25 protein-coding genes and 4 pseudogenes are annotated in these 23,928 nt (G+C 59.1%); 23 read left to right on the top strand and 6 right to left on the bottom strand.

The genetic code is table 11. The annotated features are described in order from the left end of the window. The first annotated feature begins 26 nt into the window (after window positions 1-26). From ACFQL3_RS01505 to ACFQL3_RS01525, 5 genes are all read left to right on the top strand, one after another. Window positions 27-944: a phosphotransferase family protein gene (locus ACFQL3_RS01505; protein ID WP_377050783.1), complete on the top strand. Its 918-nt coding sequence runs from the start codon at window positions 27-29 to the stop codon at window positions 942-944. Between the two features lie 1,017 nt (window positions 945-1,961). After that, the gene (locus tag ACFQL3_RS01510; protein ID WP_377050785.1) at window positions 1,962-2,393 is read left to right on the top strand and encodes a hypothetical protein; all 432 of its coding nucleotides are present in this window, start codon (window positions 1,962-1,964) and stop codon (window positions 2,391-2,393) included. 385 nt (window positions 2,394-2,778) lie between these two features. Then, window positions 2,779-3,708: an endonuclease/exonuclease/phosphatase family protein gene (locus ACFQL3_RS01515; RefSeq protein ID WP_377050787.1), complete on the top strand. Its 930-nt coding sequence runs from the start codon at window positions 2,779-2,781 to the stop codon at window positions 3,706-3,708. A gap of 324 nt (window positions 3,709-4,032) precedes the next feature. Next, window positions 4,033-4,953 (top strand): transcription initiation factor IIB, encoded by a 921-nt coding sequence (locus ACFQL3_RS01520; RefSeq protein ID WP_377050789.1) that lies wholly within the window; start codon window positions 4,033-4,035, stop codon window positions 4,951-4,953. Between the two features lie 11 nt (window positions 4,954-4,964). Beyond that, window positions 4,965-5,375 carry an SWIM zinc finger family protein gene (locus tag ACFQL3_RS01525; protein WP_377050791.1) on the top strand — a complete coding sequence of 137 codons (411 nt, stop codon included), beginning with the start codon at window positions 4,965-4,967 and terminating at the stop codon, window positions 5,373-5,375. A 25-nt stretch (window positions 5,376-5,400) separates the two neighbouring features. Here ACFQL3_RS01525 and ACFQL3_RS01530 read toward each other — a convergent pair whose 3' ends face one another. Beyond that, the gene (locus tag ACFQL3_RS01530; RefSeq protein WP_377050793.1) at window positions 5,401-5,919 is read right to left on the bottom strand and encodes a DUF3368 domain-containing protein; all 519 of its coding nucleotides are present in this window, start codon (window positions 5,917-5,919) and stop codon (window positions 5,401-5,403) included. Next, window positions 5,920-6,210 carry a UPF0175 family protein gene (locus tag ACFQL3_RS01535; RefSeq protein ID WP_377050795.1) on the bottom strand — a complete coding sequence of 97 codons (291 nt, stop codon included), beginning with the start codon at window positions 6,208-6,210 and terminating at the stop codon, window positions 5,920-5,922. Between the two features lie 135 nt (window positions 6,211-6,345). On the opposite strand from ACFQL3_RS01535, the gene ACFQL3_RS01540 reads away from it, so the two are divergent. The 4 genes from ACFQL3_RS01540 to ACFQL3_RS01555 all read left to right on the top strand — a co-directional run bounded on the left by ACFQL3_RS01540 (window position 6,346) and on the right by ACFQL3_RS01555 (window position 7,750). Beyond that, entirely contained in the window at window positions 6,346-6,636 is a 291-nt protein-coding gene (locus ACFQL3_RS01540) for a hypothetical protein (protein WP_377050797.1), read from the top strand. Then, window positions 6,636-6,962 (top strand): DUF7558 family protein, encoded by a 327-nt coding sequence (locus ACFQL3_RS01545; RefSeq protein WP_377050799.1) that lies wholly within the window; start codon window positions 6,636-6,638, stop codon window positions 6,960-6,962. Before ACFQL3_RS01540 ends, ACFQL3_RS01545 begins: the two co-directional genes overlap by 1 nt. Before the next feature lie 90 nt (window positions 6,963-7,052). Then, entirely contained in the window at window positions 7,053-7,412 is a 360-nt protein-coding gene (locus ACFQL3_RS01550; protein WP_377050801.1) for a MarR family transcriptional regulator, read from the top strand. Then, complete coding sequence (locus ACFQL3_RS01555; protein WP_377050803.1) at window positions 7,409-7,750, top strand: type II toxin-antitoxin system PemK/MazF family toxin; 342 nt, start codon at window positions 7,409-7,411, stop codon at window positions 7,748-7,750. Before ACFQL3_RS01550 ends, ACFQL3_RS01555 begins: the two co-directional genes overlap by 4 nt. 677 nt (window positions 7,751-8,427) lie before the next feature. Here the strand turns inward: ACFQL3_RS01555 and ACFQL3_RS01560 are convergent. After that, window positions 8,428-8,556, bottom strand: a complete 129-nt coding sequence (locus ACFQL3_RS01560) for a hypothetical protein (RefSeq protein ID WP_377050805.1) — start codon at window positions 8,554-8,556, stop codon at window positions 8,428-8,430. Window positions 8,557-8,856: 300 nt separating this feature from the next. On the opposite strand from ACFQL3_RS01560, the gene ACFQL3_RS01565 reads away from it, so the two are divergent. The 11 genes and pseudogenes from ACFQL3_RS01565 to ACFQL3_RS01615 form a co-directional block, all read left to right on the top strand. Further along, entirely contained in the window at window positions 8,857-9,756 is a 900-nt protein-coding gene (locus ACFQL3_RS01565; RefSeq protein WP_377050807.1) for an SOSS complex subunit B family protein, read from the top strand. A 220-nt stretch (window positions 9,757-9,976) separates the two neighbouring features. After that, complete coding sequence (locus ACFQL3_RS01570) at window positions 9,977-12,454, top strand: bacterio-opsin activator domain-containing protein (protein ID WP_377050809.1); 2,478 nt, start codon at window positions 9,977-9,979, stop codon at window positions 12,452-12,454. A 114-nt stretch (window positions 12,455-12,568) separates the two neighbouring features. Further along, window positions 12,569-13,093, top strand: a complete 525-nt coding sequence (locus ACFQL3_RS01575; RefSeq protein ID WP_377050254.1) for a hypothetical protein — start codon at window positions 12,569-12,571, stop codon at window positions 13,091-13,093. Window positions 13,094-13,109: 16 nt separating this feature from the next. After that, window positions 13,110-13,736 carry a signal peptidase I gene (locus tag ACFQL3_RS01580; RefSeq protein ID WP_377050811.1) on the top strand — a complete coding sequence of 209 codons (627 nt, stop codon included), beginning with the start codon at window positions 13,110-13,112 and terminating at the stop codon, window positions 13,734-13,736. Beyond that, a complete protein-coding gene (locus tag ACFQL3_RS01585) occupies window positions 13,733-14,092 on the top strand; it encodes a hypothetical protein (RefSeq protein WP_377050813.1) in 360 nt (119 codons plus the stop codon). The genes ACFQL3_RS01580 and ACFQL3_RS01585 overlap by 4 nt, the downstream gene beginning before the upstream one ends. Then, window positions 14,089-14,586: a hypothetical protein gene (locus tag ACFQL3_RS01590; RefSeq protein ID WP_377050258.1), complete on the top strand. Its 498-nt coding sequence runs from the start codon at window positions 14,089-14,091 to the stop codon at window positions 14,584-14,586. The genes ACFQL3_RS01585 and ACFQL3_RS01590 overlap by 4 nt, the downstream gene beginning before the upstream one ends. Beyond that, a complete protein-coding gene (locus ACFQL3_RS01595) occupies window positions 14,583-15,680 on the top strand; it encodes a DUF5305 family protein (RefSeq protein ID WP_377050259.1) in 1,098 nt (365 codons plus the stop codon). Before ACFQL3_RS01590 ends, ACFQL3_RS01595 begins: the two co-directional genes overlap by 4 nt. Before the next feature lie 4 nt (window positions 15,681-15,684). Continuing rightward, window positions 15,685-16,053, top strand: coding sequence for a transcriptional regulator (locus tag ACFQL3_RS01600; RefSeq protein WP_377050831.1), 369 nt, complete (start codon window positions 15,685-15,687; stop codon window positions 16,051-16,053). A 387-nt stretch (window positions 16,054-16,440) separates the two neighbouring features. Beyond that, a pseudogene (locus tag ACFQL3_RS01605) lies at window positions 16,441-16,623 on the top strand (hypothetical protein); the annotation flags it as partial. Window positions 16,624-16,960: 337 nt separating this feature from the next. After that, window positions 16,961-18,208, top strand: a complete 1,248-nt coding sequence (locus tag ACFQL3_RS01610) for a glycosyltransferase (protein WP_377050261.1) — start codon at window positions 16,961-16,963, stop codon at window positions 18,206-18,208. A 377-nt stretch (window positions 18,209-18,585) separates the two neighbouring features. After that, a pseudogene (locus tag ACFQL3_RS01615) lies at window positions 18,586-19,226 on the top strand (DUF6735 family protein); the annotation flags it as partial. Between the two features lie 172 nt (window positions 19,227-19,398). Here the strand turns inward: ACFQL3_RS01615 and ACFQL3_RS01620 are convergent. Next, the gene (locus ACFQL3_RS01620) at window positions 19,399-20,466 is read right to left on the bottom strand and encodes a CNNM domain-containing protein (RefSeq protein ID WP_377050851.1); all 1,068 of its coding nucleotides are present in this window, start codon (window positions 20,464-20,466) and stop codon (window positions 19,399-19,401) included. A 257-nt stretch (window positions 20,467-20,723) separates the two neighbouring features. Between ACFQL3_RS01620 and ACFQL3_RS01625 the strand changes: the two are divergent. The 3 genes and pseudogenes from ACFQL3_RS01625 to ACFQL3_RS01635 form a co-directional block, all read left to right on the top strand. Continuing rightward, window positions 20,724-21,135: pseudogene (locus ACFQL3_RS01625) on the top strand (hypothetical protein). Window positions 21,136-21,239: 104 nt separating this feature from the next. Further along, window positions 21,240-21,731 carry a hypothetical protein gene (locus tag ACFQL3_RS01630; RefSeq protein WP_377050263.1) on the top strand — a complete coding sequence of 164 codons (492 nt, stop codon included), beginning with the start codon at window positions 21,240-21,242 and terminating at the stop codon, window positions 21,729-21,731. A gap of 3 nt (window positions 21,732-21,734) precedes the next feature. Then, window positions 21,735-22,070, top strand: a pseudogene (locus ACFQL3_RS01635) (hypothetical protein); the annotation flags it as partial. 103 nt (window positions 22,071-22,173) lie between these two features. Here the strand turns inward: ACFQL3_RS01635 and ACFQL3_RS01640 are convergent. Both ACFQL3_RS01640 and ACFQL3_RS01645 read right to left on the bottom strand, forming a co-directional pair. Continuing rightward, window positions 22,174-22,977 carry a DUF6036 family nucleotidyltransferase gene (locus ACFQL3_RS01640; RefSeq protein WP_377050265.1) on the bottom strand — a complete coding sequence of 268 codons (804 nt, stop codon included), beginning with the start codon at window positions 22,975-22,977 and terminating at the stop codon, window positions 22,174-22,176. Continuing rightward, window positions 22,974-23,900 (bottom strand): helix-turn-helix transcriptional regulator, encoded by a 927-nt coding sequence (locus tag ACFQL3_RS01645; protein ID WP_377050267.1) that lies wholly within the window; start codon window positions 23,898-23,900, stop codon window positions 22,974-22,976. Before ACFQL3_RS01645 ends, ACFQL3_RS01640 begins: the two co-directional genes overlap by 4 nt. Window positions 23,901-23,928 lie beyond the last annotated feature (28 nt).

The following is a 23,928-nucleotide window of genomic DNA, read 5'->3' on the forward strand; positions in this document are numbered from 1 at the left end:
CGCCAGCCGACACCTGGCACCAACCTATGAAGACAACAGTTGAAAAGAAATTGGAGAAGCACTTCGCCTCGCATAGAATCGTTCGCCAGCTGCACGATGTCCCACCTCACGAGGTGTACGAGGTATCTGTTGACGGACGCCGGGCGGTCTACAAGGGTGATACCGGGCTGACAGGGAGCGCCGGTATCGAAGGAGGTGTCACCGCATTCGTCGGCCAGCAAACGTCCGTTCCAGTCCCCGAGATTCTGCTGACAGAGGATGACTACTACGTTGCCGCATGGCATCCCGATGCGCCGACACCCGACGAGGGTCAGCCTACAGACGAGGGGTGGGCATATGCTACCGGACGAGGGCTGGCGACGTTACATACCGAGACGGCCAACGTGATCGAACGATATGGCCAGTTCCGGTCCCAGAACGGCAGCGTTACGATCTCCGGATACGACGAATGGGATGCTGCCGCTCTTGATTACGTCCGTTCCCATCGCCCAGTCCTTGCTCGACATGGCCACGTTGATATCGCAGATGCTGTGATCGACTTTTTGAGTGAGCATCCGGATACCTTCGAGAACACAGGCGAGCCAGTCTGTTGTCACGGCTGGGCAACGCCGGAACATGTCGCAGTGGTCAATGATCGTGTGGCGTGCATGGTTGATTTCGAACACGCTATCGCGGCGCCGGGTGAGTTTGATTATTGGCGAACGTGTATGCCGACATTTGATTCCAGGTCCGAGAACACGGAACGTGCCTTTCGAAGGGGCTACGAATCTATCCGCTCGCTTCCGAGAGGCTTTGACGACCGAAAACCAATCTATGTCATGTTGAATCTGATCTACTATTTCGAGTCCCTCTACGTACAGGACCAGCACGGACCGGGAGAAACAGCTGAACGCGCCGAGAGGCTTCAAGACAGCGTAACCGAAATGTTGGAGAAACTGTCTTAGCGGTACTCGAGAGAACAAAATATGACTTGCTGAATTCAGGCTCTATATCGGTCATGCAGTACCTGACAGCATATCGGCAGATCGATGTGGGCATACAAGATAGAACGCGCGAATCCTGTACTCCAGATCGTGCTAAAATAGTCAGTAAGCATACCCGCTTTGTTTTCAGTCTCGCTTCAATTCATCCATGCACTCGGCGCAAACTTTCAGGTCACCCTCCCCGGCAAAGTCTTCTTTGCCGTGATCGATTGAGTCGACTAGTTCCTTCGTGATAGCATCTGGCGAGATACTTTGAAGATCATCCACATCACGTCCGCATCGAGCACATTTGACCATGTGATTAAGTAACAATATCACAGCTTATTATCGTTGGCTACGACCCCTACGGTTAACGCTGTACCCTATCGTTACGGATGTGCGGAATTCATCCTCTACATTCGGCACGTTAGGTCTGCCAGACTTTTATTATTTCATCGGAGCCAGACTTCCCTCAGAATTTTGAGGATTGGGTTGTAGACCAGAATCAGATCCTTCTGAATCCCCGTCTGGCAATTTTCAGCGGCTAACACGACCGGAATCGTGGGAATCGGGGATGTTTCACACTCAGAAGTACTGAGCAGGGGGTCCTCGGGGTGCCCCGAACATGTGGAGCAGCGAACCGAAGAAATCCAGATACGCCCGATATCACCATTATTACCCCGCCGTCGAGCAATTTTTGGAATCCTAGAATTATCCCCGAACTCGTCGAGGTGTTTTCTACTGCTTCAAATCGGCCCGACGGGGCTTTTCTACGATCTGCAGGCGTGATACCGCCTTGCATATCGCGGATTTCGTCCAAAGGAAGAGGCGATATGCAATGTGCGAAGGCCGCTGGCTCTCTCGGGCCGAGGGGCCGCCCCAGACGTGTGGATTCCGAGATGTATCAGATTTAGTGGATAGATTGAGCGAGTGGCTCCCGGTGGTGTTTATCGCCCCCACCAGGGGTGGAGGGGAACATCACGTGCCCTCCGAGAGACGATGGCTTTAGAACGTACGACCCAGACACAGACGACGCATCGAGAGTCAACCAATCCTGATGATGAGGGCCCGTGGTCGGACCTCGAGCTTACGGTTCCGAACGACCGTGATCGTGTGTCGATCGTCGCGCTCGTTGAGTGTGCTCTCGTCGAACTCACGCATGAGGACGTAGGGGCAGTACTCGTCGAGCAGCAGGTGGGACGCACGAAGCGCACCCAGTACGTGACCATCGACGACGTCGGCAAGCGCTTTCGGAAGCGGTACTTCGACGACCGGCTGGGCTGGCATGAGACCACCGTCCCCCGGCAGACTACACGAGATGAGCTCGTCGCGTGGCTCACTCGATCGCCGTCGAGTGTAGCCGGATCAAGCGGCGACAGTGAGACGATCAAACCGGATATCTTCACGGTAAAGCCGACGCACGTCCTGTAGGGGCGTCATCACAGGTTTAACCAACACTACTGGTTGGGAGGCGCATTTTGTTGGTTAAACACGTTGGAAATAGAGGCTCTGTTGACATCTTCTTCATTAGACAGGAGCGACGTGTTGAATATGGGGCGTGAATCTGACATGGAATCGCCTACAAATTCGATCAGACTAATTCGGTCGATACAGGGTCCACACATACCGCGACGAGTGACCACCTATCTGGAATCCATCAGAACCTCGGTGAAACATGCAGAGGATATATTCAACGATTTACCCATTGCTCTGGTGATCGGCAGAAGGGTCAGTTTCGACGTTAGAATCGACGACTAGGGAAAGTCTGTTGTATTCCGTGAGGGGTGTTTACATTCAACGGAGATAGAATACGAGTATGGGTCCCGGTACTGCGTTGCGGGTGTTATCGTGGAATGTCCAGGGTGCGGTTCCACCGAACGGGAGTATCGAGCGAATCCAGAATCAAGTAACATATCTTGAGGATAGTGCGGGCCTGCCGGATATTGTGTTGTTGAATGAGGTGACGACGATTCAGCGAGAGCGTTGGCGAGACCTCTTAGCAGAAATTGGATACGGGGAGAGTGTTGATTCATTAGAATGGGCGGCAGAACTGCGTGAAAGCACTATCCCACCCCATCAAGATTACAATCACGTGAACGGTAATTTGATCGCTGTCCACAAAACGAGTCCTGCAAGCAATCTTGAGCGGATGTCGGCGAGCATCCGATATGGGCCATGGGAGGGGGCAGATCTGAAGGATTGGGATACGAACGTTCCTGAAAAAATCCTGAACGCCAAAGTTTCACTCGGAGATACTACGCTTGAGTTGTGGAATGTGCGGGCGGTGCCGGGCAGTATGCATGGTGAGGAGAAAATCAAGATTCTGGAAAATGCGTACAATCGAATCGTGAAAGGGAGCAGTATGCCTTGTATTTTGGCGGGCGATTTCAATAGCCCGAATCGAGAGTTGGCAGATGGGACGATCATTCCTTGGCGGTACGAGGATGAAGGGAACATCGCCGAACGGTGGGTAGAGGCTGAAATGAATATTCTACGTGGATTAGAGGAAAAGGGGATGGTTGACGTATTCCGGGAGCAACACGGTTACGGCGATTTGGATATTCTGGACGTGAGTCACGCTACCCAAACGGAGGAACCGTTAGCTGTGTCACCAGCGGAGGTTGAAGGAAAGCGATTTGACCATATGATAGCTTCGACCGACCTCAACCCGCAGGAGTGTTGGTACGAACATGAGGGCTTCAGTTGTAGTGACCATGCCCCTCTCGTTGTGGAGTTCAGTCCATAATCGGGAATCTCTTCGGTGACCGGCCCGCGCATTGTATCTTGCATACCAGTACCGATATTATTCTCACCTGTTAGTATCCTCACCGAACAGTTCGCACAGCTACTGAGCGGGTAGTTTACCGGATTTAACGTGAAACAAATAAGGTCGTTGTGCTGCATTCACCGTCTATATTCAGCACTGCTGTAGAGAATTATCACTAGTTGAAGATTTCAACAAGGCCGAGACAGGGAATTACGACCCCGGTGAGTTCGCAGTAGGTTTGTTGTCCCCTGATGAGTGAGGGGACCTGTTCAAAAGCGTCTCCTCGATTGTTCGGTGATTTCGATGGCGATCAGAGATATCTACGAGACGACGTTCGACGAAGACGTACAGAGTAGACCAACCACAGACGAGTGCCCCGAATGCAGTGGGGCAGTGCACCCGAGCGAAACCGAGAGCGTCTGCGCGTCGTGTGGATTGGTCGTCGACGAGCAACGGATCGACCCCGGGCCGGAGTGGCGACCGATCGATGACGACCAGCGAGCGCGCACTGGTGCGCCGCTCACGGTGACTCGGCACGACCGAGGGCTCTCAACGGAGATCGGCCACGGGGGCGAACGCTCGACGACACAATCCCCGAGACGACGGCGACAGGTCCACCGGCTTCGACGCGAGCACAAGCGGGCACAGTGGCGCTCGAAAGCGGAGCGCAACCTTGGCCACGGACTCGGCGAGGTTCGTCGCGTGACGAGCGCGCTGGAGCTTCCCGAAACTGTCCGAGATCGGGCCTGCGTCATCTTCAGGCGGGCACATTCGGCAGATCTCCTCGTGGGGCGGTCAGTCGATGGGATTGCGGCAGCCAGCGTGTACGGGGCCGCGAGGTGTCTCCAGCATCCGGTAACACTCGACACAGTGGCCTGTGTCGCCCGGGTCATACAGAACCGGGTTGCGAGTTCCTACCGGACGCTGAACGCTGAACTCGAACTCCCGACGAAGCCGATGGGGCCAAACGCCTACGTGCCCAGGCTCGCCTCGGAATTGGATGCATCGGCGCAGGTACGCCGACGTGCCGAGCGCCTCGCAGAGGCAGCGGAGTCAGCCGGAATCACGATCGGCAGCAATCCGGTCGGCGTCGCTGGAGCGTGCATCTACCTGGCGGCGTGCGAGGCGGGGCAGGCCCTGACACAAGCTGCGGTTGCGAACGCGGCGGATGTCTCGACGACCACGCTGCGATCCCATCGAGACGCACTACGAGAGGCGCTCTGAGTAGGGCCACAATGCATCCACTTGAGCACCTTTCGTACACCGACCGTGTTGCAAAGCGTGCCCAGTACGAGGCCTACGAGTTCGAGCTTGTCCCAGACGGCGTCCGCGTTCGGAACTGTAGTCACGCCGATCCAACAGCTCACGAGTACGTGGTGACTGTCGAGAATGGCGTGCCAGCCAGTTGTGAGTGTCCAGCGGATGAACACTACGAGGGCGCCTGCAAGCACCGGGTTGCGGTCGCCATTCGCCAGCCGATCGTCGACGCCGCTGTGGAGCGGCAGGTCCGTGCCGACGGTGGGGAAGTCTCTCTCGAAAGCGAGACGGAGCGAGAGTCAGGCAGGCCGGACCAGTGTCAGTGTTCGGACGATCCGGATCGGCTTCCCTGTTGGGAGTGTGTCCGGACTGGACGGCGGAGTATATAATAAGGAGCTATTGTAGAGCTAGACTTCACTCTTGCTCGGAGAACGAATCGAGTTTTCGTAGGATCTTCGTGTAGACATCAGGGGCACAGTACCAGCCTTCATCAATCATTGCATCGATCACTGTCCGAGCTTCATCGACGGAGATTGCGTTGGACTGTGCGAACTTCAAGATGAGAAAGGCTGTTCCGCGAGTCGTGATCCCTTCGATCGCTGCAACGTCGCGACCATACGTTTCATCCATCACAGCTACACCGTCGTGAGCATCAGCACAGGTCAGGACAGCGGCGTCGGCCTCACTGAGGTTTGGATTCGACTGCAGCTGCGAAAGTAGCGGGGTTGTCTCAACTGATTCAATGTCGAATAGAGTAGTTTCGACCCTCTGCTCAATGCGGCGGGCATCCGGATATCCTGCTTCGATACCTGCTGTGACGACCTCCTCATAGACTCGTTCGGGGATCACACATGGTTCATTCAGATGTTGAACCAGCGCGAGTCGATCAACTTTCGCGAGGTAGATGAGCGGCGTCGCGTCGAAGACCCACATTCACAATGCCTCGAGGTCGTCGTCGATATGGTCGTCAGCAACCCACGTAATATCGTGTTCCTTGGCGAGCTGAGCGAAGTCCCAGACAGACATCCCCGCCAGTTCGGCCGCTCTATTGAACGTGATCTTACCAGCCGAAAGTTGGTCAAGTGCCTGTTCGCGACGCCACTCTTCGAGGCCCTCAGAAAGGAGCTTCCGGACCGCAGTACTACGATCAAGACTCTCGTCCTCGAGATAGGCCTCGAGTTCAGCCTCTAACTCATCAGGCACGCGTGCCGAGATCGTTCCCATGCTGTATACTTTGTATTCATCGTATACATATGCTTCGGCAACTCAACTAACACCGACTGAACACTGCTGTACACGGCCTGTTTGTTCGCGCCAAGATGCGTGCAGCGCGCAACAGTGTGGGCAGCGTGATTCATCATGAGAGGTCCCGATCCCCACGACGACACAAGTGCCGACTGCGAACAATTCGAGCGAAAGCTACTCGCTCAGGACCACAACATAGCTAGCATCGAGACGGCAGACGTCGACAACACGACAGCTCGCAATTTTATCAGCGAGCTCATCGACGCTGACGTCGTTGCACCCGTTCCCGAAAACCAAGTTCTGGTTCACGAGCCGAGCGGCACCGCATTCGACTCATCGACGCAGCTGGCCGTCTTCCACCGGGGCTGGACGGCCGATCGCGACGTCGATGCGGAGGGCAAGTGATGCAGCTGACGCTCGTCGGCTGTGCGTTCTGCGACGCTCCGTCCAGCACCGAGACTGGCGAGGTCCATACTTGGGGCCAAGACGAGCGGGTCACTCACCCGATCTATGTTGATTGCGTCATCCAGACGCGACCGGATCCCGACGAGCGTGATCACGTCGCCTGTGACGGGTGGGGGCTGGTCGTCGATGCCCTCGCGGCACTGACGCGGTTCCGCGTCGAGTTCGGCCACCTCGAAGGCCCGTTGCAGCTGTGCGAACACTGTAGCCCGGGCGGGCTGGCGACGTACTGGACACGCGATCTTGAGAAGCATATGGTTGAGCAGTAGGCATCTCCCGCATCTCCTCAAATGTCTTTAAATTGTATTATCTAGAAATACGTCGATACATCTAATACACTTACTGACAAAGAAATACATATGCCCATCGACATCGAGACGTTCGAATCCTCCCCTGAAGACCGACTCCAGAATGGTGGGGAGACGAATGCCGACCGCGTGATGCGGTTCCTCGCCGCCCACCCTAACCAGGCGTTCACCCAGAGCGAGATTCGCGAAGCGACCGACGTGAAAGCCGGGAGCATCAGCGTCGTTCTCTCGCGCCTCGAGGAGCGTGGGCTCGTTCGCCACAAAGGCAACTACTGGGCCCTCGGTGAAGCCGACGACGTGGCCGCCTACACCAGTATGGTCGAGAGTTCGCGCGCCGCAAACGACCGCTTCGGTGAGGAGGACATGGACGAGTGGCTGGAGCACGCCGTCGACGACGAGGATACTGAATGACCTATCAGCGCGGCGATGTCGTCTGGGGGCCGGATCCGTTCAAGTCGGGTGAAAATCCGCGGCCGTGGCTGATCCTGAACAATGACAGCCATCCGTTCGGCGACGAGGAGTACATGCCGGTCACGCTGACGACCACCCCCCACGACGAAGGGATTCCTCTCGAGGACGCCGACTGGGTCGAGGGCGGAATGCCTCGGCAGAGCTACGCCTCACCGTGGGCTGTTGCGTCGCCAAAGCACGCCGCGATCGTCCGGCGGCAGGGTCGCCTGAATGAGTCGTTCGTCCGGACCGTTGTCGACGCTCTCGAAACCTACCTCGAACCACCGACCAAGGAATGACCGACCATGTCCCCATGTACGATGTCCAGGAGCCAACTGGTAACCCAATGCACGCGTCCGTTAATACGGTCTGTGAACGCATGCTCGAACGGGCTACAGATCCACGAACGAATCACCCGGATGCGCATCTCGATGCTACGATAGCCACGGTAGTCGACCGTTACGGGGATGCAATCGTCCGAGCGGTCATCCGCCTGATTCTTGTTGACGGCGTCCTCTTTCGGACCGCCGCTGCTAACAACGATGTTGCTGCACTCGATGGGGTTCGAATTGGAACGGTCGCGACCCGGGTTCTTAGCGAGCTGAATACAGAGTCCCAGACATAACTCTGTGAAAGCCCTCGGCCGCTCGACGTCCCGCGACCGCGCGAGACGCAGTCTCGCTGCCCTCGTTTGTTTCGTCGCCGGCGCGTAGCGCCGGCTTCCAGCGGGACCTCCGGTCCCGCACGGCTCACGAGAACACCGCTGTGCGCCTCGTCCCTGCGGTGCTTGCGGGGTCGGGGGACGTTCACGGCGCTTTGCGTCGTGAGCTCGGGAGACGGTGTCTCCCGGTGGCCGAGGCGGCCTCACCCTTTCTGAGTCCGCCAGGACGGTAGATGGCTGGCCGAGCAACGTGGCCGGCTAGACAGGTATGTACGTGACGGCCCGCCCCGCTCGCCGCTGCCGCCCTCCGCTTGCTCACGGCTCCCTCCGGTCACCGTTCGCATCGCGGCGCTCACGATGTTCGCGCCGCGCTTCGCTCGCGACCGACCATTCCGGGCTGGCGCGATCTCGCTCCGCTCGACCGCGTTCCGGGCTAAAATGCATGTGCCCTCGGCGCCAGCACCAAGCTCGCTTTCGGTTGCGTCTCCGTCGCTCCCGCTGGTCACTCGGTCGACGGACACGAAACCGGCTTGAGTGCTGGCCGCTCGCTCCGGGCGGGTCGCTGGCGCGCGGTGCTGGTTGGGTGGCCTTCCTTTGGCGCTCTCGCTCGCGCCCAGGAGGGCGCTCGCGAAGGCGCGAGCGAGAGCGCGCAGATGGTTCTGTCGGTCATTGTCGTCGGAAAACCGCGATGTACGAGCATCGCGGTGGTGGCGCGTGAACGCCTTCGGTCTTTGGTGAGATCCAATGTCAAGTAACAACTCTAGTAGCAAGGTCGTTACGGTGGATGAACAGGCATTCGAAAACGCGGACGAGCAGGCGGTCGATGAGGATGGCTTCCCGGTCGTCGACGAGACGCCGGCGTTCGGGGCGACAGTTGAGCAGGAGACGCAGGCGAAGGTGGATGCGAACCACCCGGATGGGATCGCGGACACGAGCGAGGACCGGATTCACGGTGTCACCCTCGAACAGGAAGAGCGCATTCGGGCGCGGGAAGCCGAACTGGAGCGCATCAGTGCCCAGGCCGAGCTGGGACCACAGGATGGTCGGGAGCAGCGCACGCGAGATATCGCGGCGAAGCGGAGCACTGAGCGGCGTGCAGAGTTCCAGAAGCGGGCGGCGAGCGTGGATCCGAGGGCCGATCCAGAGCGCGACGATCCCAGGGCTGAACTCGCACAGGAGGAACTGGCGGCCGTGAACAAACACTCCCGAAGGTTAGCGAACAAGCTCGATGGCTGGTCCCGAGCGGCGATCAGTCGACGATTGGGCGAGGCGATCGTTGGTGGCAAGAGCATCACTGGCGCGGTCGTCAGCGTGCTCGAAGCGTGCGAGAGGGCGCGTGGCCATGCAGTCCCGATCGGAGAGCTCGAGGAGGTCGCTCGAAACGAGGTAACCATCGACGGGCGGGTCGAGACGTTATGGGATCCATCGCATCCAAACATAGCGCAAGTCGGGCTCATTGCGGACGACAGTGGGCGAACACGAGTGACGATCTGGGAGGCGTCAAACGCGAAGTGGCTCCAAGAAGGTGAGCGCGTTCGCATTCACGGGGCGTCCCGGAACTGGTACGAGGGGCGTGTCTCATTGGCCGTCACTGGGTGGAGCACCGTTATGTTCCCAGAGCGCGGTCGGTGGTGGGACGCGTAGCCAGGTGAGGCGACCTTCTTTTTTATTGTGTGCCGGACCGACCCAGGCCCCGCCTCCCCACCCTCCGCTCCCTGCTCGCTTCGCTGCGCACGCAGCCACAACCTAGCGTATTCGAATGTAAGCGGATTCATACTAGATTAGAGCCGCTTTCATTCAGCAAATAATATAAACAGAAAATGAGCCAAAAAGATATTAACTACCCAGTGGATTGCACACGGTATTGGCAAAAGAATCCTACATAAAAAAAGACTCTATCGACGTCCTCCACGTTGACGACAACAATCAGATGCGGACGCTCTTCCAGGATAGCCTCGAACAGGTCGACGGGGCGTTTACCGTTACTTCCGTTGGGGATCCAGTTGCAGTCCTCGATAGGCTTGATACCGATATCGAGTGTATAGTCTCGGATTACGAAATGCCGACAATGAACGGCCTGGAGCTTCTCCGGGCAGTGAGTGCCGACCGGCCAGACCTCCCGTTTATTCTTCTGACGGGGAAAGGGTCCGAGGAGGTCGCCAGCGAGGCGATCTCAGCTGGGTTGACAGACTACTTTCGGAAGTCAGATATCGCACAGCAGTTCCCGGTGTTAGCTCAACGCATCGAGAACGTGGTGGAAGGCGAGCGAGCGGAAATGAGCTATCGCGAACTCTTCAAGCTAGCCGCCGAGGGTTTCGCATTAAACCATCCCGAGACCGGAGCGTTTATCGACGCTAACCCGGCTTTCCTGGAGATTTTTGGCGTAGAGCGAGCGGAATTGTTGTCGATGGGTTTGAACGATCTCTGGAGTATTCCGCGACAGGACCATCAGGAAACGACGTTGAGCGATCACTTCCAGCGAGCGGCGACTGATGGAATGACCAGCACGGAGGAATGCTGTCAGCGAGCGAGCGGCGAGCGCTTCTGGGTGGAATTCAAGTTCAAACCAATCGAGGTGAAGGGTCGCTCGCTGGTCCTGACGCAGGCCCGCGACATCACTGACCGTAGGCGGTACGAACAAACGCTATCGGCGCTACATACAGCAGTCACTGATATCGTCGCCGCCGATCAATCGCGTCAGGTGACCGGAAGCGTCCTGTCCACGGTCGACAACCTGCTTGCTGCCGATCGAGGGGCAGTGTTCCGCCACGTATCGTCAAAAAATTGGTTGGAGGTCGTGGACGCGATGTCACTTCCGAGCGTTGCTAGCGAGGTCCCACTCGATCCGGATCACCCGCTTGCCCGTGCCTTCATCGACGGCCGTCCGATCGAGGTAGATGATGTGTCGACCTTTGGGTCCGCGGCAGGAGACGACACAGGTCACGGACTGACGTTGTTCATGCCGATTGGATCTGCAGGCGTGCTCGCGATCGGGTATGACGACAGGAGATCGGTTGCGCCCCACGATAGCGAGTTCGTGGAGATCCTGGCTAACGCCGCTGCGGCGGCGTTCGAGCGGTTCGAGAGGGAACAGGAGATCAATTCGGGCCAACAAGAGATCAGTCGACAGAGCGAGGAACTCCACCGTCTGGAACGTGTGAATGCAACGCTTCGAGGACTCAACGAGTCCCTGTTACGAGCCGAAACCCGAGACGAGATATTCGAGGCAGTTTGCGACCAGGTGAGCGATATCGAGGGCGTGAAGCTCGCGTGGATCGGCGTTCCGACTGAAGAGAGCGTGCTGGATCGTCGCGCGTGGGCGGGTAATATTCCACAGTATCTCGACAATATTACGTTAGAGCTCGATTCGAGCGAAGAGCCAGCGATAGTCGCCTTCCAGACCGGCCGCTCGGTTCGCGTCGCAAACACGGCGATCGATATCCGTCAACAGCCGTGGAAGCAAACCGCGCTCTCGTACGGTGTCGAATCCGTCGTTGCGATCCCGATCGAGGTAGATGGCGTTACGTCCGGCGTGCTCTCGGTTCTGTCGGCCGATCAGAACGCGTTCAGCGGGCGCTTCGAGAGAATGTTGTCGGCTATCGCATCCTCGGTGGGCGAAACACTTCAGTCCGTCGAGCAGCGTCACGCGCTCCAGTCGGGTGCCACAACTGAACTTGCGTTCGAGATCGATGGCGTTGATCATCTTTTCGGGCGGCTTGCCGCTGACGCCGATTGTGAACTCGACGTGACAGGGGTTATTCCCGAACCGGGTGCCACCTGTCGGGTGTTCGCTGCTGTCGAGGAGGCGTCGCTGAAGAGCGTAACGGAGGTTGCTGCCACGATGAGTGCGGTCCGATCGGCAACTATCGCGACCGACAACGGGCCAGACGGTGTCGTCGAGCTTCATCTCGAAACCCCACTTCTCGGAGCGCAGTTGCGGGAATACCCGGTCAGAATTTCGGAGCTATCTGCATCCCCGAACTCCGTTCAGGTCGGTCTGGAGATCGCACAGACGGATATCCTGCGGGATGTCGCGTCGGATATTCTGGATCGGTATCCGAGCGCACAGTTGGTCTCGAAAGGCACACAGAACGCCGACGGCAGCGATTACGAGCGACTGGTTGCGTTTCGCGAGTCGCTCACGACGCGCCAGCGCGAGGTCGTTCATACCGCGTATCTCAACGGCTATTTCCAGTCCCCGCGTCACTGCACCGGGAAAGAACTCGGGGAGAAACTCGGTATCTCTTCCCAAGCGGTGTACCAGCATCTCCGGGCCGCGGAGCGACAGCTGTTCGACGAGGCGTTCCGCCAGACCCGGACGGTGTCGGCGAACGACGAGTAAACTGTGCTGGCGGGTGATTCGAAGGGGTGGGGGTTTACTATCCAAGCATCTCGACGGCCGGCGCTTGGAACGTCAACGGAGACGCCTGTCCGTCTCCAGCTATAATGGGGTTGTATGCAACGAAGAGCTGTAATCGGAAGCATCGGAGCGATTCTCGGAACAAGCGTCGGTACGGCTGCATACACCAGCGCCAGCGTCACTCGAGATGCGTCTTTCACGGTCGCAACAGACGCTTCTACAGCACTCATCGGCCTCAACGCCGGGACGACCGACGGTATCACTGAAACCGGTGACCTCCTCAAGATCACGCCGGCCGATCTGAATACAGACGGTTCGTTCACTTTCGGCGACTCGACTAGCCTTGATACGGCTCACGCCTTCTCGATCACGAACAACGACGGTAGTGAGCGCAGCTTTACGCTCGGGTACGGAACCGCGGGTGTCACCTTTGATCTCTTCGAGGAGGGCACAAATGGGTGGACAGATGCTGTCTCTCTTGGTACGGTCGACGACACGACAGACGTAACGTGGACGGCCGCTGCCGCTCAGGAGGTCCGCGTTGTCATGACCGTTGACACTACAGGGGTAGCCTTGGGTGCGACAGATCTGGACGGGACACTCACCTTCACGGCGAACTAATTCGACGGTCCAGCGAATGATTCGTCGAGCGCTGGCGTTCGTAGCGGTTGGTGGTCTGCTCCTGCTCTTACTGCCAGGGACGCCGCTCCAGCTCTCGTACGTATACAGCGACAGTATGGAACCGACCATCGGGCAAGGTGACGGCTACGTCGTCGGTCCGACTGGCGACGTCACCTCGGGCGACATCATCGTGTTCGACTCCACAACCCGCGACGAGTACGTTACCCACCGTGTCGTCGCCCTTACCGACGAGGGGTATATTACCAAAGGTGATAACAATCCATCGACTGATCAGGATGCCGGCCATCCTGTCGTGACTGACTCCAGTGTCGTCGGCACAGTCCTCACCATCGGCAACAAGCCGATCGTTATTCCACGGCTTGGAAGCGTCGTCGCCGTGCTGTCGACGTACTGGCCACTCGGCGTGCTCGCGGTGATACTCGCCGGCGGATTCATCGAGCGGAACCCCCGTGCTCGCGATGTCGTTCGCGTCAACGATCTGATGACACCGCTTGTCATCACTGCTGTCCTCGGAAGTGCTCTCGCGCAGCCTACGGGGCGCCGACCTACGAGATGGCGTTTACTGCGGTCACGACCGACGGTGGAGGCGGTGGCCGCATCATTCCGGTCGGAGAGTCGGTGACTCGGTCCGTCGAGGTGGCAAGCGCCCCACGATTCACCTACCAGTTCGTCGAGGGGGCTGGCGTTACGGTTCTCGATATCGGCGCGAACGGAGGCAGCTCCGACGTTGTCGTCAGGGTCCCCGCCCAGACGAGTACCGGCGCCCTCGAGGGTACGGTGAGTTCCCACTACTATCCGGCCGTCCTGCCCTATGGAATCATGAGCAGCCTTCATACGCTTCACCCAGTCGCGGCGGCGATCGCCTCTGTCGGCACGGTCGTCACACCGCTTTACGGGGTACATTGGCTCGTGGTGGATGGCAAAGCACCGATCGAATTGCGATCCCGGTCACGTACTTCGTGGTGGGAGTTCCGATGAGTAGCGGTCGTTCTCGGGCGCGGTCCCGCCGCGTACTTCCCGCTACCGTGTTACTACTAGTCGTGTTACTACTTGGCGCGACGCTGTTACCTGCGGCCTCGTATTCGACCGCGGATGTCGACCGGGGGGCGACCCTCGGCATCACTGACGACCCACAGGCTCTCATCGCGCTCGACACCGCGACAGGCGTCAGAATCGGTCACACGGACCAGCTCGTCGTCGTCACGAACAACCTCCAAAACACCGCCACGATGACGGTGACGCTAAACGACGCGTCGGCCACGAAAGCAGATCTCGTGGTCGACGGTATCTCTGTCGGGGACGAGTATACTGTCGATCTCGACGCGACCGAGAGTGTCGCTGTTGACGTTGCGATACCGGACGACGACACCTACGTCGATGAGAAAATCGTGTTCGATACATCCGCTGACAGCGTCGGTATCGACGCCGTCGCCACGAATCGGAGTGCAACGATCGAGGATACCACTCAATGATGGCCACTGGCGCCGCCAAAGTTCGATATCTCCTTTCAGAGAACGGCCGGATGCTTAGTCAACTCGGCGCTCTCTTGCTGTTAGTCGGCTTTATCGGTGTCGCCGTCACGATGGTGTTCCCGCCGACGATGGCTGTGACTGAGGTGACCGACCGGTCGCTCGTGGAAACAGGGACCACCACGACAGCGACGGTCGAGAACGACCACGCGATGTACCAGGCTGGCGAGGAGCTAACCAATGAACCTGTGTATCTCCGCGGAGTCTCCCCGAGTGTTACGGTGACCGCGACGACACGAGCACCGCCGGATGACGTCGTTGTCGACCAGCAGGTCTCGATCCTGTACACGGCATCCTCGACCGAGGACGGCGTATTTCGACGGCAGAAACACGCGATAACGTCTACATCCGGAACGATAGAAGGGAACGCCGCCACCGTCGATAGTGTGGCAACGGTTCAGAGCGCGGATCTCGCCGACACGCTGCGGGAGATGCGTGCGGAGATCGGGGATGCTGGCAGTGTCAACGCGTATCTCCACGTCGAAACCACTTATTCCAGTGACGATTATGAAGGATCTCTCGAGGATCGGGCCGAACTCACCGTCAGTCCTGACTCCTACCGTGTCCCAGTTCTTTCGGTTAGCAAGGAACACCGAACGACGGCGTCGTACGCCGCCCCAGTTAGCGACAAAGTGTTCCAGACGACGTCTCCGGTGGCTGGCTCCGTCATTGTCCCCCACATGACCCTGGTCTTCCTGGTCCTCTCGGTGATCGGTGGTGTGGTCCTCGGCGCCGCACGATACGGGCGCAGGGAGTTCGATGCTGATCGCGAGCGTGACAGGATCCATCGCCTGCGCTACGACGAGTGGATCTCTGGCGGAGACCTGCCGACAGCGTTCTCCAAGCATCTAGAAGTTATCCCGATGGATTCGCTCGAAGGCCTCGTCGATATCGCTATCGACTCCGAGACACGCGTGATCCACGACTCACAGCAGGGTCGTTATGCCGTTTTCACAGACGCGGCCGTGTTTGTCTTCCGTCCGGATACCACTGCCGGGTTTTTATTCAATAGGGAGGTGCAAGACACCGACAAATAACGGTATCGAGATCTCACTTCAGACTGCCGAGGCTGATGGACTGGATGCAAGCGATGAGCGTGCAGTACTTCAGTTCGGGACCTATGACGATCTCGTCGACAGCCTCACTCCGCTGCGCCTTGATCTCATCCAGGCGATCGCCAAAGAGCGTCCATCCAGCATGCGTGAGGCTACACGACTCGTCGACCGCGACGTCTCCGATATCCATGCAGATCTGAAACAGCTGGACGTGCTGGGTATCCTCGAGCTCAAGGAGGGAGGCCTTGGCGGAACGATCCAGCCAGTTGTCCCCTTCGATAAAATCGAGATGCACATCGATTACCCACTTCTCGACGACGTCGACGTAGACAGTACTCCCGCTAGCGCGGACTAGCCACTTGTTTTCACCCTCTGAAAGGGTGCGAGGGCTATCAGATGGCTCTCAGTGACACGACCAACGAACGGGAGGTGTCCAGAAAGGAAGCCACGGAACCATCCAGAGAGCGACTCGACCGTCAGCACTGCGAGCGATCAACTGCCCATCGATTCAGTACCCACGACTCGGTCCCTGATGAGACGTGGACGGGGCAACCGATCTGGGAGTGCCACGTATGTAGCACAGCTCGTCACGGGCCCGCTCGCGAATAGTGGAAAACGGACTCGTCGATTAACCAATAGAGACGAACGAGACCGCGTTTTGTTGGTTAACACTGCGAACGCCCGCAAGGCCGACGTCAGTCACGGTGGCCTATCCGCGCCGGCGAGCGGTGAGGCGCTTCCAGTGGAGCAACAGTTCCAACAGGGTAAACGGATGCACTGTGTGCTCAGCAATCTCAATCGGCTCGACGTCGACCGGTTGGACGACGCGGATCGAGAACGAGTCGAGATCACGAGAAGCCTCCTGGGAGAGGTGAGCCTTCTCACACGGCCGGATGCCGGAGACGAGACGAACATTCACGCGGACCCCTCACTGGCGTCTCCATCCACGCTCAGGGGAGGCGTTCCAGAGCCGGTACAACATCCCTCGATGAGGGTGTACGGAGCAGTCGACGCACGCTCGGCAGTTCCAGTATCGGAAAGCGATCCGGTGCGCGCGACACGGTCACGCGGGGTGTCCGGCAGCGTATTCTGCTATCATGTGGGTCGGTACCTCTTCACAGACTAACAGAGACCACAACGGTGCAGTCCCTCGATTAGTCCGAGTTAAACGGGATTAAAACCGTGAATCCGAGGGAAGACGACTGAATCCAGATACAGCGTTTGGACGGTTCATACGGGTTGGCGAGAGAGGTGGCGACATAATGAACACCGAACGTATCGCACTGGTCGTGGTCACGCTGGCGCTCCTCGTCGGTGGGGCCGCGACATTGTTCGCACCGACCATTCTTTCCGAGCCGGGTACCGCCCCCGGCCACGCGGAGGCAACGACCACCGCCGTCATGGATGGTGGGCTCGCGTCGTTGTTCGGATTCACGCTCTGGGGCGTGACGCTCCTTTTCGGGGCCACCGCACTCGTTTGGTTCGTCCTCACGACTGTCGTTGGGGCGGGCTACGAGGCGCCGCCGAACGAATACGGCCTTGAGAACATCCAAGTTCGAATTATGACTGTCGACGCCGCTGAGGTCGTCCAGGAGACCGTCGATTCCCTGCCCGAGGGGCTCGAGGACGTGCACGTGATCGCGGAATCGGCCATCGACGTGACTGGAGCGACAGTCCACGTCGTCCCAGAGGACTTCACGTGTCGTGCAGTCCGGAAGGGCCGCGCACAGGAGTGGGCGCGGCAGGCGCTGGACTGTCAGGAGGAGTTCGTGTTGTATCTCGACGAGGACAGCATCGTCGAGTCACTAGACGGGCTCCCGGATGCAGATATCGTCCAACTCCGCGAGAAACCTCGCCGCACGGGATCGAATCTGAGCTATCTGGCCGATATGTACCGGATGGGCGTCCAGTTCGAACAGCGCGCATTCGCGCGACTCTCGATTCCGCTGTTCGCGTGGGGTGGCGGGATCGCTGTTCGCACCGAGGTCGAAGAGAAGACGACATGGGATCGTGAGACGCTGGTCGAGGACACCGCGTTCGTCTGGGCAGCGTTTCAGGAGTTCGACGTGACGTTCGCACTGGCGGATGCGGTCTGCCGGAACGAGGCGCCGCCATCGCTGTACGAGATCCTGCAGCAGCGTCGCCGCTGGGCGGCTGGCAACGTGCAGGCATCGGCGATGCTCCCGCTGCGGTACGAGGTACTGACGCGGGTGCGGAACTACGCCTGGGCGCTCTCGCCGATCGTCACCCTGCTCGTCGTCCCGCTGTCGCTCCTGAGCGTGACGATCGTCTATAGCGGGTTGTTCTTTGTGGCGTCCATGGGACTAGCGCTGTGTACGCTCGGCTGGTTCCTTCTGGGTGTTATCTACTACGGTGACAACCACCGTCAGTGGATACTGGCACTCCCGCTGGCGCCGGTGATCACCGTTATCCACTCGATGGGGACAATCGCAGGTCTCCTCAACCCACCGGAGACGTTCCGCGTGACGACGAAGGTAGGTAGCAAGTGATCAATTACGTCCAGCAGCTGTCTTGATTTTCAGGCAAGCGACGCATCTGCGGGTTCGGTTGGCGTCGAGTGTGTCGGTATAGCTCCTGATGGGTGAGAGGCGCTGGCCTATCCCGCTCGTGTTCGATAGCGACGGACGAGACAACCGACCGAAAGGGACAACGATACACCAGAAATCGTCCACTGGTCAAACACGACAGCCACAAACGCCTGGTTATCGCTGAGTTGCTGGAGGGGGCGGAACAGACCGACGTACGGCGTCGAAGCCCTCCGCGCGGATTTCAGTTCCCCCGAACCGATCGACGAGTAGTGTTGTTCGTCCCCCGGAAGGGGTGCGGGGCGAACCAGTCGCGGGTTGCCCTGCAAGGTGATTGCTCGATGGGACATCGCGCACTCGTTGCGTACGAACGAACCGACGGACAGTACACGCTTCACTACAGTCACTGAGGTACTGAGAACCTGAAGCTGAAGCACCGAATCTCGGCTGAAACGCCGTTCGGTGGCGAGGACACCGACTCGAAGTGGGTAAAACAGCTCATCGCGGAACTGGCCGATGGCCTCGAGGCAGATGCCGTCGACGGCTACCTCGCCGGCGAAGACCGACCGGCAACTCTCGTCGAGCCGAAGCCCCGCACCACCGGCCTCACGCTGGAGGAGATCATCGCTGACCACCTCGACTACCTCCACCACGAGGCGTTCTACGTGGTGTCGACGACGTTCGAAGTGACTACGTATCGGACGCTGTGGTTCGGCCTCCAGTACGACTCGGAGACAGTCGAACAGGGAGAGACGGTCGGGAACGGCGCGCTTGCGACGGTGCGCTGGTACGACGGCGAGCCGGTCGGCGACGGCCACCTGAAAGGGCAGTTCGCGGCCCTCAAAGACGTCGGCGGCGACATAATCGACAAAGGCGTCTTCACACCGTCGGCGGCGAGGCAGTATCTGAAACGGAAGCTGGCCGAGTGGGTCGCGATCAACAAGAACTGCTCATTCCGACCAGGGAATCGCCGTTCAGAAAGGGCGATCCGGCTCTATTGAGATCCTCTGCAGTTGATACGAGTCGCGTACAAGATACAGAGGTTCCGTTCACCACCTGGGGGAGGTATCGCAGCAAGAGGCTCCGTGCAAGTCAGTCGAAGCTATCGGTCCGATATTGCAACGAAACCTGCCATCTGACCGCGCATGTTTTCTTTAGTCGAGTATATCGGGATTGTCCTGGTCAAGTGGGTCTTCGAGGTCACCGATGATCGTCTCCAGCAGGTCGGTGACGGTAACCAGCCCGACCACGTCGCCGTCTTCGATGACGAGGGCAATCTCCTGCCGTTCGGCCTGGAACTGATCGATCGCGTCGCTCACGTCGGTATCCGGTGAGAGTGTCATCGTCGGTGCTGCCAATTCAGTAAACGCACCGTTGCCAGCAGACAGTTCCTTACGGCGGTTGAACAGGGCCGGGCTGTAGACGATGCCACGGAACTCGGTGAGGTCCTCACCGATCAGTGGATACCGCGTGTGTGGGTGCTCTTCGAGTTTCCGGAAGTTCGATTCAGGATCATCCTCAGTAGACAGCGCCACGATTTCCTCGGGCGGAATCATGACTTCTCCCACCGACTGCTCGCCGATGGCCAAGGCGTTCATAACCTCCTCACTGCGTTCCTCGGCCAACTCACCCTCGTTGAGCACCGACCCAAGCTCGTTTCGGAGGTCCGCACGGGTTTCGATAACTTCCTCACCGGTTTCGGTCCACGATTGGGTCATCTTGATGCCGAACAGGCCGAGTGTCGCTTTTGCAACCGAGTCACCGACCCAGATGGCCGGAGCGAGTATTTTGGAGAACCAGTACAGTGGTCGCGCTCCATACTGAGCGACCTGTTTGGAGCGCTCAACGCCGAGGTACGTCGGTGTCTGTTCGCCGTGGGTGAGATGAACCAGGTTGATGAGAAGAAATCCGAGGAGCGAACCAGCCCCGATCGATGCGAGGGTCGTGTTCTCGAACAGGGGTTCGAACAGGGCTGCGAGTCCGGGTTCGGCGATGATCCCCAGCGCAATACTGGTCCCAGAAATCCATACCTGACACGTCGTCAGATAAAACTCCAGGTCGTTAGTCATCTCCCAGGCGAGTTCGAGTCCAGGCGTGTTGAACTCCGATTCGGGATACTGCCTGAGACGGGTCAGGGCGAATTCAATTGCAACAAAGTAGGCGTTTACCCCGATAAGGACGATACCACCGAGAATCCGTAGTCCGATCTCGAGCGGTTCCATCATCTATTATACCGACAGTAGACAGAAAATAGTGTTCACATCAGGACAATGACGAAGGCACAAAAGGCACGGTACACAGGCACAACCAAGGCACGAGGTACGCGCCCTGTATTCAGCAAGCCAGCTGGAATATATAACTGATTGAGGAATTCTACAAGAGCAGCGAGCTTGAATCACTCTTGATCCTGCTTGCTTCGTGAGTGCTGCTGTTTTTCAGGGGCCGGAATGGGTGAGCCCTGCCGTAGGCTCGTGATTCGATGACCTCAGACGACCCGTTTCACGACTGCGAGTTGGATCCCGAGGCGATCCTCGGGACACACCTTCGAAGACGTCCTGTTCACCGACGAGACGGAAACCCCGGTGAACGTGCTCACCGGTGAGACACCGGCGCATTCGCGAGCGACCGTGGAGGAGGCAAAGGAGTTCGCTGCGAGTATCGACACGGAGACGCCCCAGATCGCGCTCCCCGCATCCGTCGAGTCGCAGGTCGAAACCCAGAGCAAGCCCTACACGGCGGCCGCATTCTTCCACTTCAAGGCGACTGGCTCGCTCGAACGCCACCGTGCTTACCATGCCGCCTACGAGGCGGACGAATTCGTCGTCGACTTCGAGGCCGACTACGAATCGGGCGACCTGACCATCACTGTCGAACGAGCGGACGAGTCCTGAGAACCCTCCGTCACGAGGGGAGTTTTTCGAGCGCCGGCGATGGGTGCCGACGCAGCTGGAGCGAGCAACGATCCCCAGAGCGTCGGCGCTTCGAGGTGTTCGAGATGCATATGGTCATTTACACACTGGTAGAAGTATCGACGCACGACGACGCGCTGGCCACCGGAAAGTCAGTGTTCGACCGCCTGGTCGGGGCGGACCCACACGCCGGCGCCGTCTTCGATTACTACGTGACCTTCGATGAGGAGGACACGTCCGTTGCGGGGAAGGCGCGATGGGGAGAGTTGCCGACTGCAGCCCCTGTCGACTCCGATGACGGCCAGGACCTGCTCGAACGTGGGTGGGAGGCGACGAAGGAAGAGTTCGAGCGCAATCTCGACCGGGTGAAAGAGGCCATCGACGAACTCTCCGACGAGGAGATCATGCGCGACGAAGAGCTCGCCCGGCACGCCTTCCACCAGGTCGGCGCCTACGACGGCCCGACGATCTTCCTGTACACCGAACACGCAACCGGTATTCGCCACCGCGAGCAGCTGGATCGAATCCTCGAGGAAAGCGAGGACCTCTGGATCGTGCCCGCCGACGTCCACTTCTGAACAATGCCCCGAATCACCAACTGGCGACGCGAGTGCCGCTCGCCAACACTCGTGTATCGGAACACCGAGACCGGTGCGCGAGCCGTCCTGCATCGAGCACCGGACTCGTACCGGCACAAGTGGCGTGGGGCAATCCTCGTCGACGGCTACCCGATCTGGTCGCGGGGGTACGAGACGAAGGACGCGAAATCGTTCCGTGACGAGCTCCGGGAGCGGCCAGCGCCTGAACTGAGTTGTCCCGAGTGTCCGAACGATGACGTCCTCGTCGGCGAGAAGTCAGCAGACGGGGCGAGGGTACAGCGCTGGTACGACTGTCCCGACTGGCAGCAGCGTTCACCCGAAGGCGGCTGCAAGCACCTGCGTCGCGCCGATCACGAGATCAAACGGGGGCGCGTTCCCCGACCAGACGGCCGCCTTCCTTCCCCGTAGGGCAGCGATTGAGCTACTCCACGGGATGGACTGTGTCGCCATCTCGACGGACCCGGTCGAACGTTGAGAGATACGCGATCCGGTCCCGAACCTCCTCGTCATCCAGCTCCAGTTCCGCGGCCAGTTCGTCGACGGCCATCGGCTCGTCGAGTGCCTGGAGGACTTCGAGCCCCCGGTAGTACCTATTCGTGAGCTCCTGGACGCGGGCCTCGATCGGCGTGGTCACTCCGTACCGCTCCTCGAGTTCAACTAGAGCCTCGTTCGCGAACGTGGCGAACTGATCGTCCCCCAGGCGTTCGATCTGGGCTTCGAGTTCATCCCGGACGACGTCGTAATCGAGGCCGGCCTGCACGAGCATACTCATGTCCTCGATGTCGTCGTCGCGGCCTGCGATTGCCTTGAACAGGAAGATATCCTCGTTGCTAACCAGCCGGACCGTCAGTCGATCCAGGTTGAGGAACGGCTCACTGCGCTCTTGCATACCGTCGGTGAGCACGAGCTTGTTCGCGACTTGCTGGTTGAAGATGTCGAGGCGACACCCATCGTCGTTCTCGACGCAGCTCGTCGCGCCCAGCGCCCGGTAATCTGGATCCAGCGACTGGACCTCCGCATACCCGAGGTCCATCAGGACGGCCCACAGCTGACCGTACGCGTCGCCATCTGGGACGACAAGGTCGATATCTTTCGTCGCCCCCTTGAGGTCGCGTAGCGACATCGCGCCACCACCGATCAGGTAGACCGTGAGCGGTTCAGATAGCCCGTCTCCGATTCGCTGGAATTCGTTCTCGATGTACTCGCGTCCGAATGTTGGTCTCATTGTGGTAGTGGCACCTCGTAGTCAGCCGCCAACTCCTGGAACTCGTCCCACTCCGGGAGCCGGTCGTCGTCGATCTCGCCGTGCGTCTCGAGGTAGCGGAGCAAGGCGTCGATTTCGTCTTCGAGGCCATACTTCGCCGCCTGCTCTCGGAGATCCTCCTCGTCGACGTCGACGTGGCTGAGCAGGAGGAGACAGTACGAGCGGTGTCGGCTGCCGTCGTCGATCAGCAGCGTGTGACAGCAGAGCTCCGCCGGCGAGACTGCGTCGAGGTCTTCGGAGTAGACGTAGTAGCGGTGGCCGGTGAGCAGGAACTGGAGGTCATAGGCCGCGAATCGAGCAAGGCCGGTTTCGTGGAACGCCTCCGCGTCGATCTCCATCTCGGCCTGGAGGAGGAATTCGTCGTAGTCCTCCCAGAGAATCGTGCCCTTCGGGGCGACGGCTTCGAGGCGTTGGCGATGCAGATGGTGTGCGAGTTCACGGGCGAACGCGTGTAGGCGGTCGAAGTCGGCATTGAACTCGTAGCGGCCGTCGGCCGTCCCGACGAGACCACGGTCACGAAACCGCTTGAGGACACGGTTGACCGTGTTGCGGTAGTTGTCGCTCCGGTCGGCGATCTCGGAGACGGTTCGCGGCTGGTCGAGGTAGTACAGCACCTCGAGTGCCTTGCCGGTCAGCAGCTCGGGGAACTCGATGTGGGAGTACTGGCGGACGAGGTCCTGATAGAGTTCGACGGCGCGAGCATCCGACGGGACGACTCGTTTTCGGCGGCCGTCGCGTTCCGTGTAGACGAGCCCCTTCTCGACGAGGTCGCCGACGGCACGAGAGAGGTAGCTCTCGCTGTGGTCGAGCTTCGTCGCGAGTTCGGAGATCGTGTCGCCGCGGTCGACCGTGGCGAGGACCTCGAGTTCGATGCGCCGGAGCACGGTGTAACACAGTACGAAACTTGTATAT

Origin of the sequence: Natronoarchaeum sp. GCM10025321 (assembly GCF_042663585.1) — an archaeon.
GTDB lineage: Archaea > Halobacteriota > Halobacteria > Halobacteriales > Natronoarchaeaceae > Natranaeroarchaeum.

Coding starts and splice junctions, on each gene's coding strand:
- ACFQL3_RS01620 (WP_377050851.1), bottom strand. CDS start 20,466: ATGGAACCGCTCGAGATCGGACTACGGATTCTCGGTGGTATCGTCCTT.
- ACFQL3_RS01630 (WP_377050263.1), top strand. CDS start 21,240: ATGCATATGGTCATTTACACACTGGTAGAAGTATCGACGCACGACGAC.
- ACFQL3_RS01505 (WP_377050783.1), top strand. CDS start 27: ATGAAGACAACAGTTGAAAAGAAATTGGAGAAGCACTTCGCCTCGCAT.
- ACFQL3_RS01525 (WP_377050791.1), top strand. CDS start 4,965: ATGCATCCACTTGAGCACCTTTCGTACACCGACCGTGTTGCAAAGCGT.
- ACFQL3_RS01520 (WP_377050789.1), top strand. CDS start 4,033: ATGGCGATCAGAGATATCTACGAGACGACGTTCGACGAAGACGTACAG.
- ACFQL3_RS01515 (WP_377050787.1), top strand. CDS start 2,779: ATGGGTCCCGGTACTGCGTTGCGGGTGTTATCGTGGAATGTCCAGGGT.
- ACFQL3_RS01530 (WP_377050793.1), bottom strand. CDS start 5,919: ATGTGGGTCTTCGACGCGACGCCGCTCATCTACCTCGCGAAAGTTGAT.
- ACFQL3_RS01560 (WP_377050805.1), bottom strand. CDS start 8,556: ATGCATTTTAGCCCGGAACGCGGTCGAGCGGAGCGAGATCGCGCCAGC.
- ACFQL3_RS01580 (WP_377050811.1), top strand. CDS start 13,110: ATGATTCGTCGAGCGCTGGCGTTCGTAGCGGTTGGTGGTCTGCTCCTG.
- ACFQL3_RS01610 (WP_377050261.1), top strand. CDS start 16,961: ATGAACACCGAACGTATCGCACTGGTCGTGGTCACGCTGGCGCTCCTC.
- ACFQL3_RS01540 (WP_377050797.1), top strand. CDS start 6,346: ATGAGAGGTCCCGATCCCCACGACGACACAAGTGCCGACTGCGAACAA.
- ACFQL3_RS01550 (WP_377050801.1), top strand. CDS start 7,053: ATGCCCATCGACATCGAGACGTTCGAATCCTCCCCTGAAGACCGACTC.
- ACFQL3_RS01535 (WP_377050795.1), bottom strand. CDS start 6,210: ATGGGAACGATCTCGGCACGCGTGCCTGATGAGTTAGAGGCTGAACTC.
- ACFQL3_RS01555 (WP_377050803.1), top strand. CDS start 7,409: ATGACCTATCAGCGCGGCGATGTCGTCTGGGGGCCGGATCCGTTCAAG.
- ACFQL3_RS01595 (WP_377050259.1), top strand. CDS start 14,583: ATGATGGCCACTGGCGCCGCCAAAGTTCGATATCTCCTTTCAGAGAAC.
- ACFQL3_RS01565 (WP_377050807.1), top strand. CDS start 8,857: ATGTCAAGTAACAACTCTAGTAGCAAGGTCGTTACGGTGGATGAACAG.
- ACFQL3_RS01510 (WP_377050785.1), top strand. CDS start 1,962: ATGGCTTTAGAACGTACGACCCAGACACAGACGACGCATCGAGAGTCA.
- ACFQL3_RS01640 (WP_377050265.1), bottom strand. CDS start 22,977: ATGAGACCAACATTCGGACGCGAGTACATCGAGAACGAATTCCAGCGA.
- ACFQL3_RS01545 (WP_377050799.1), top strand. CDS start 6,636: ATGCAGCTGACGCTCGTCGGCTGTGCGTTCTGCGACGCTCCGTCCAGC.
- ACFQL3_RS01590 (WP_377050258.1), top strand. CDS start 14,089: ATGAGTAGCGGTCGTTCTCGGGCGCGGTCCCGCCGCGTACTTCCCGCT.
- ACFQL3_RS01575 (WP_377050254.1), top strand. CDS start 12,569: ATGCAACGAAGAGCTGTAATCGGAAGCATCGGAGCGATTCTCGGAACA.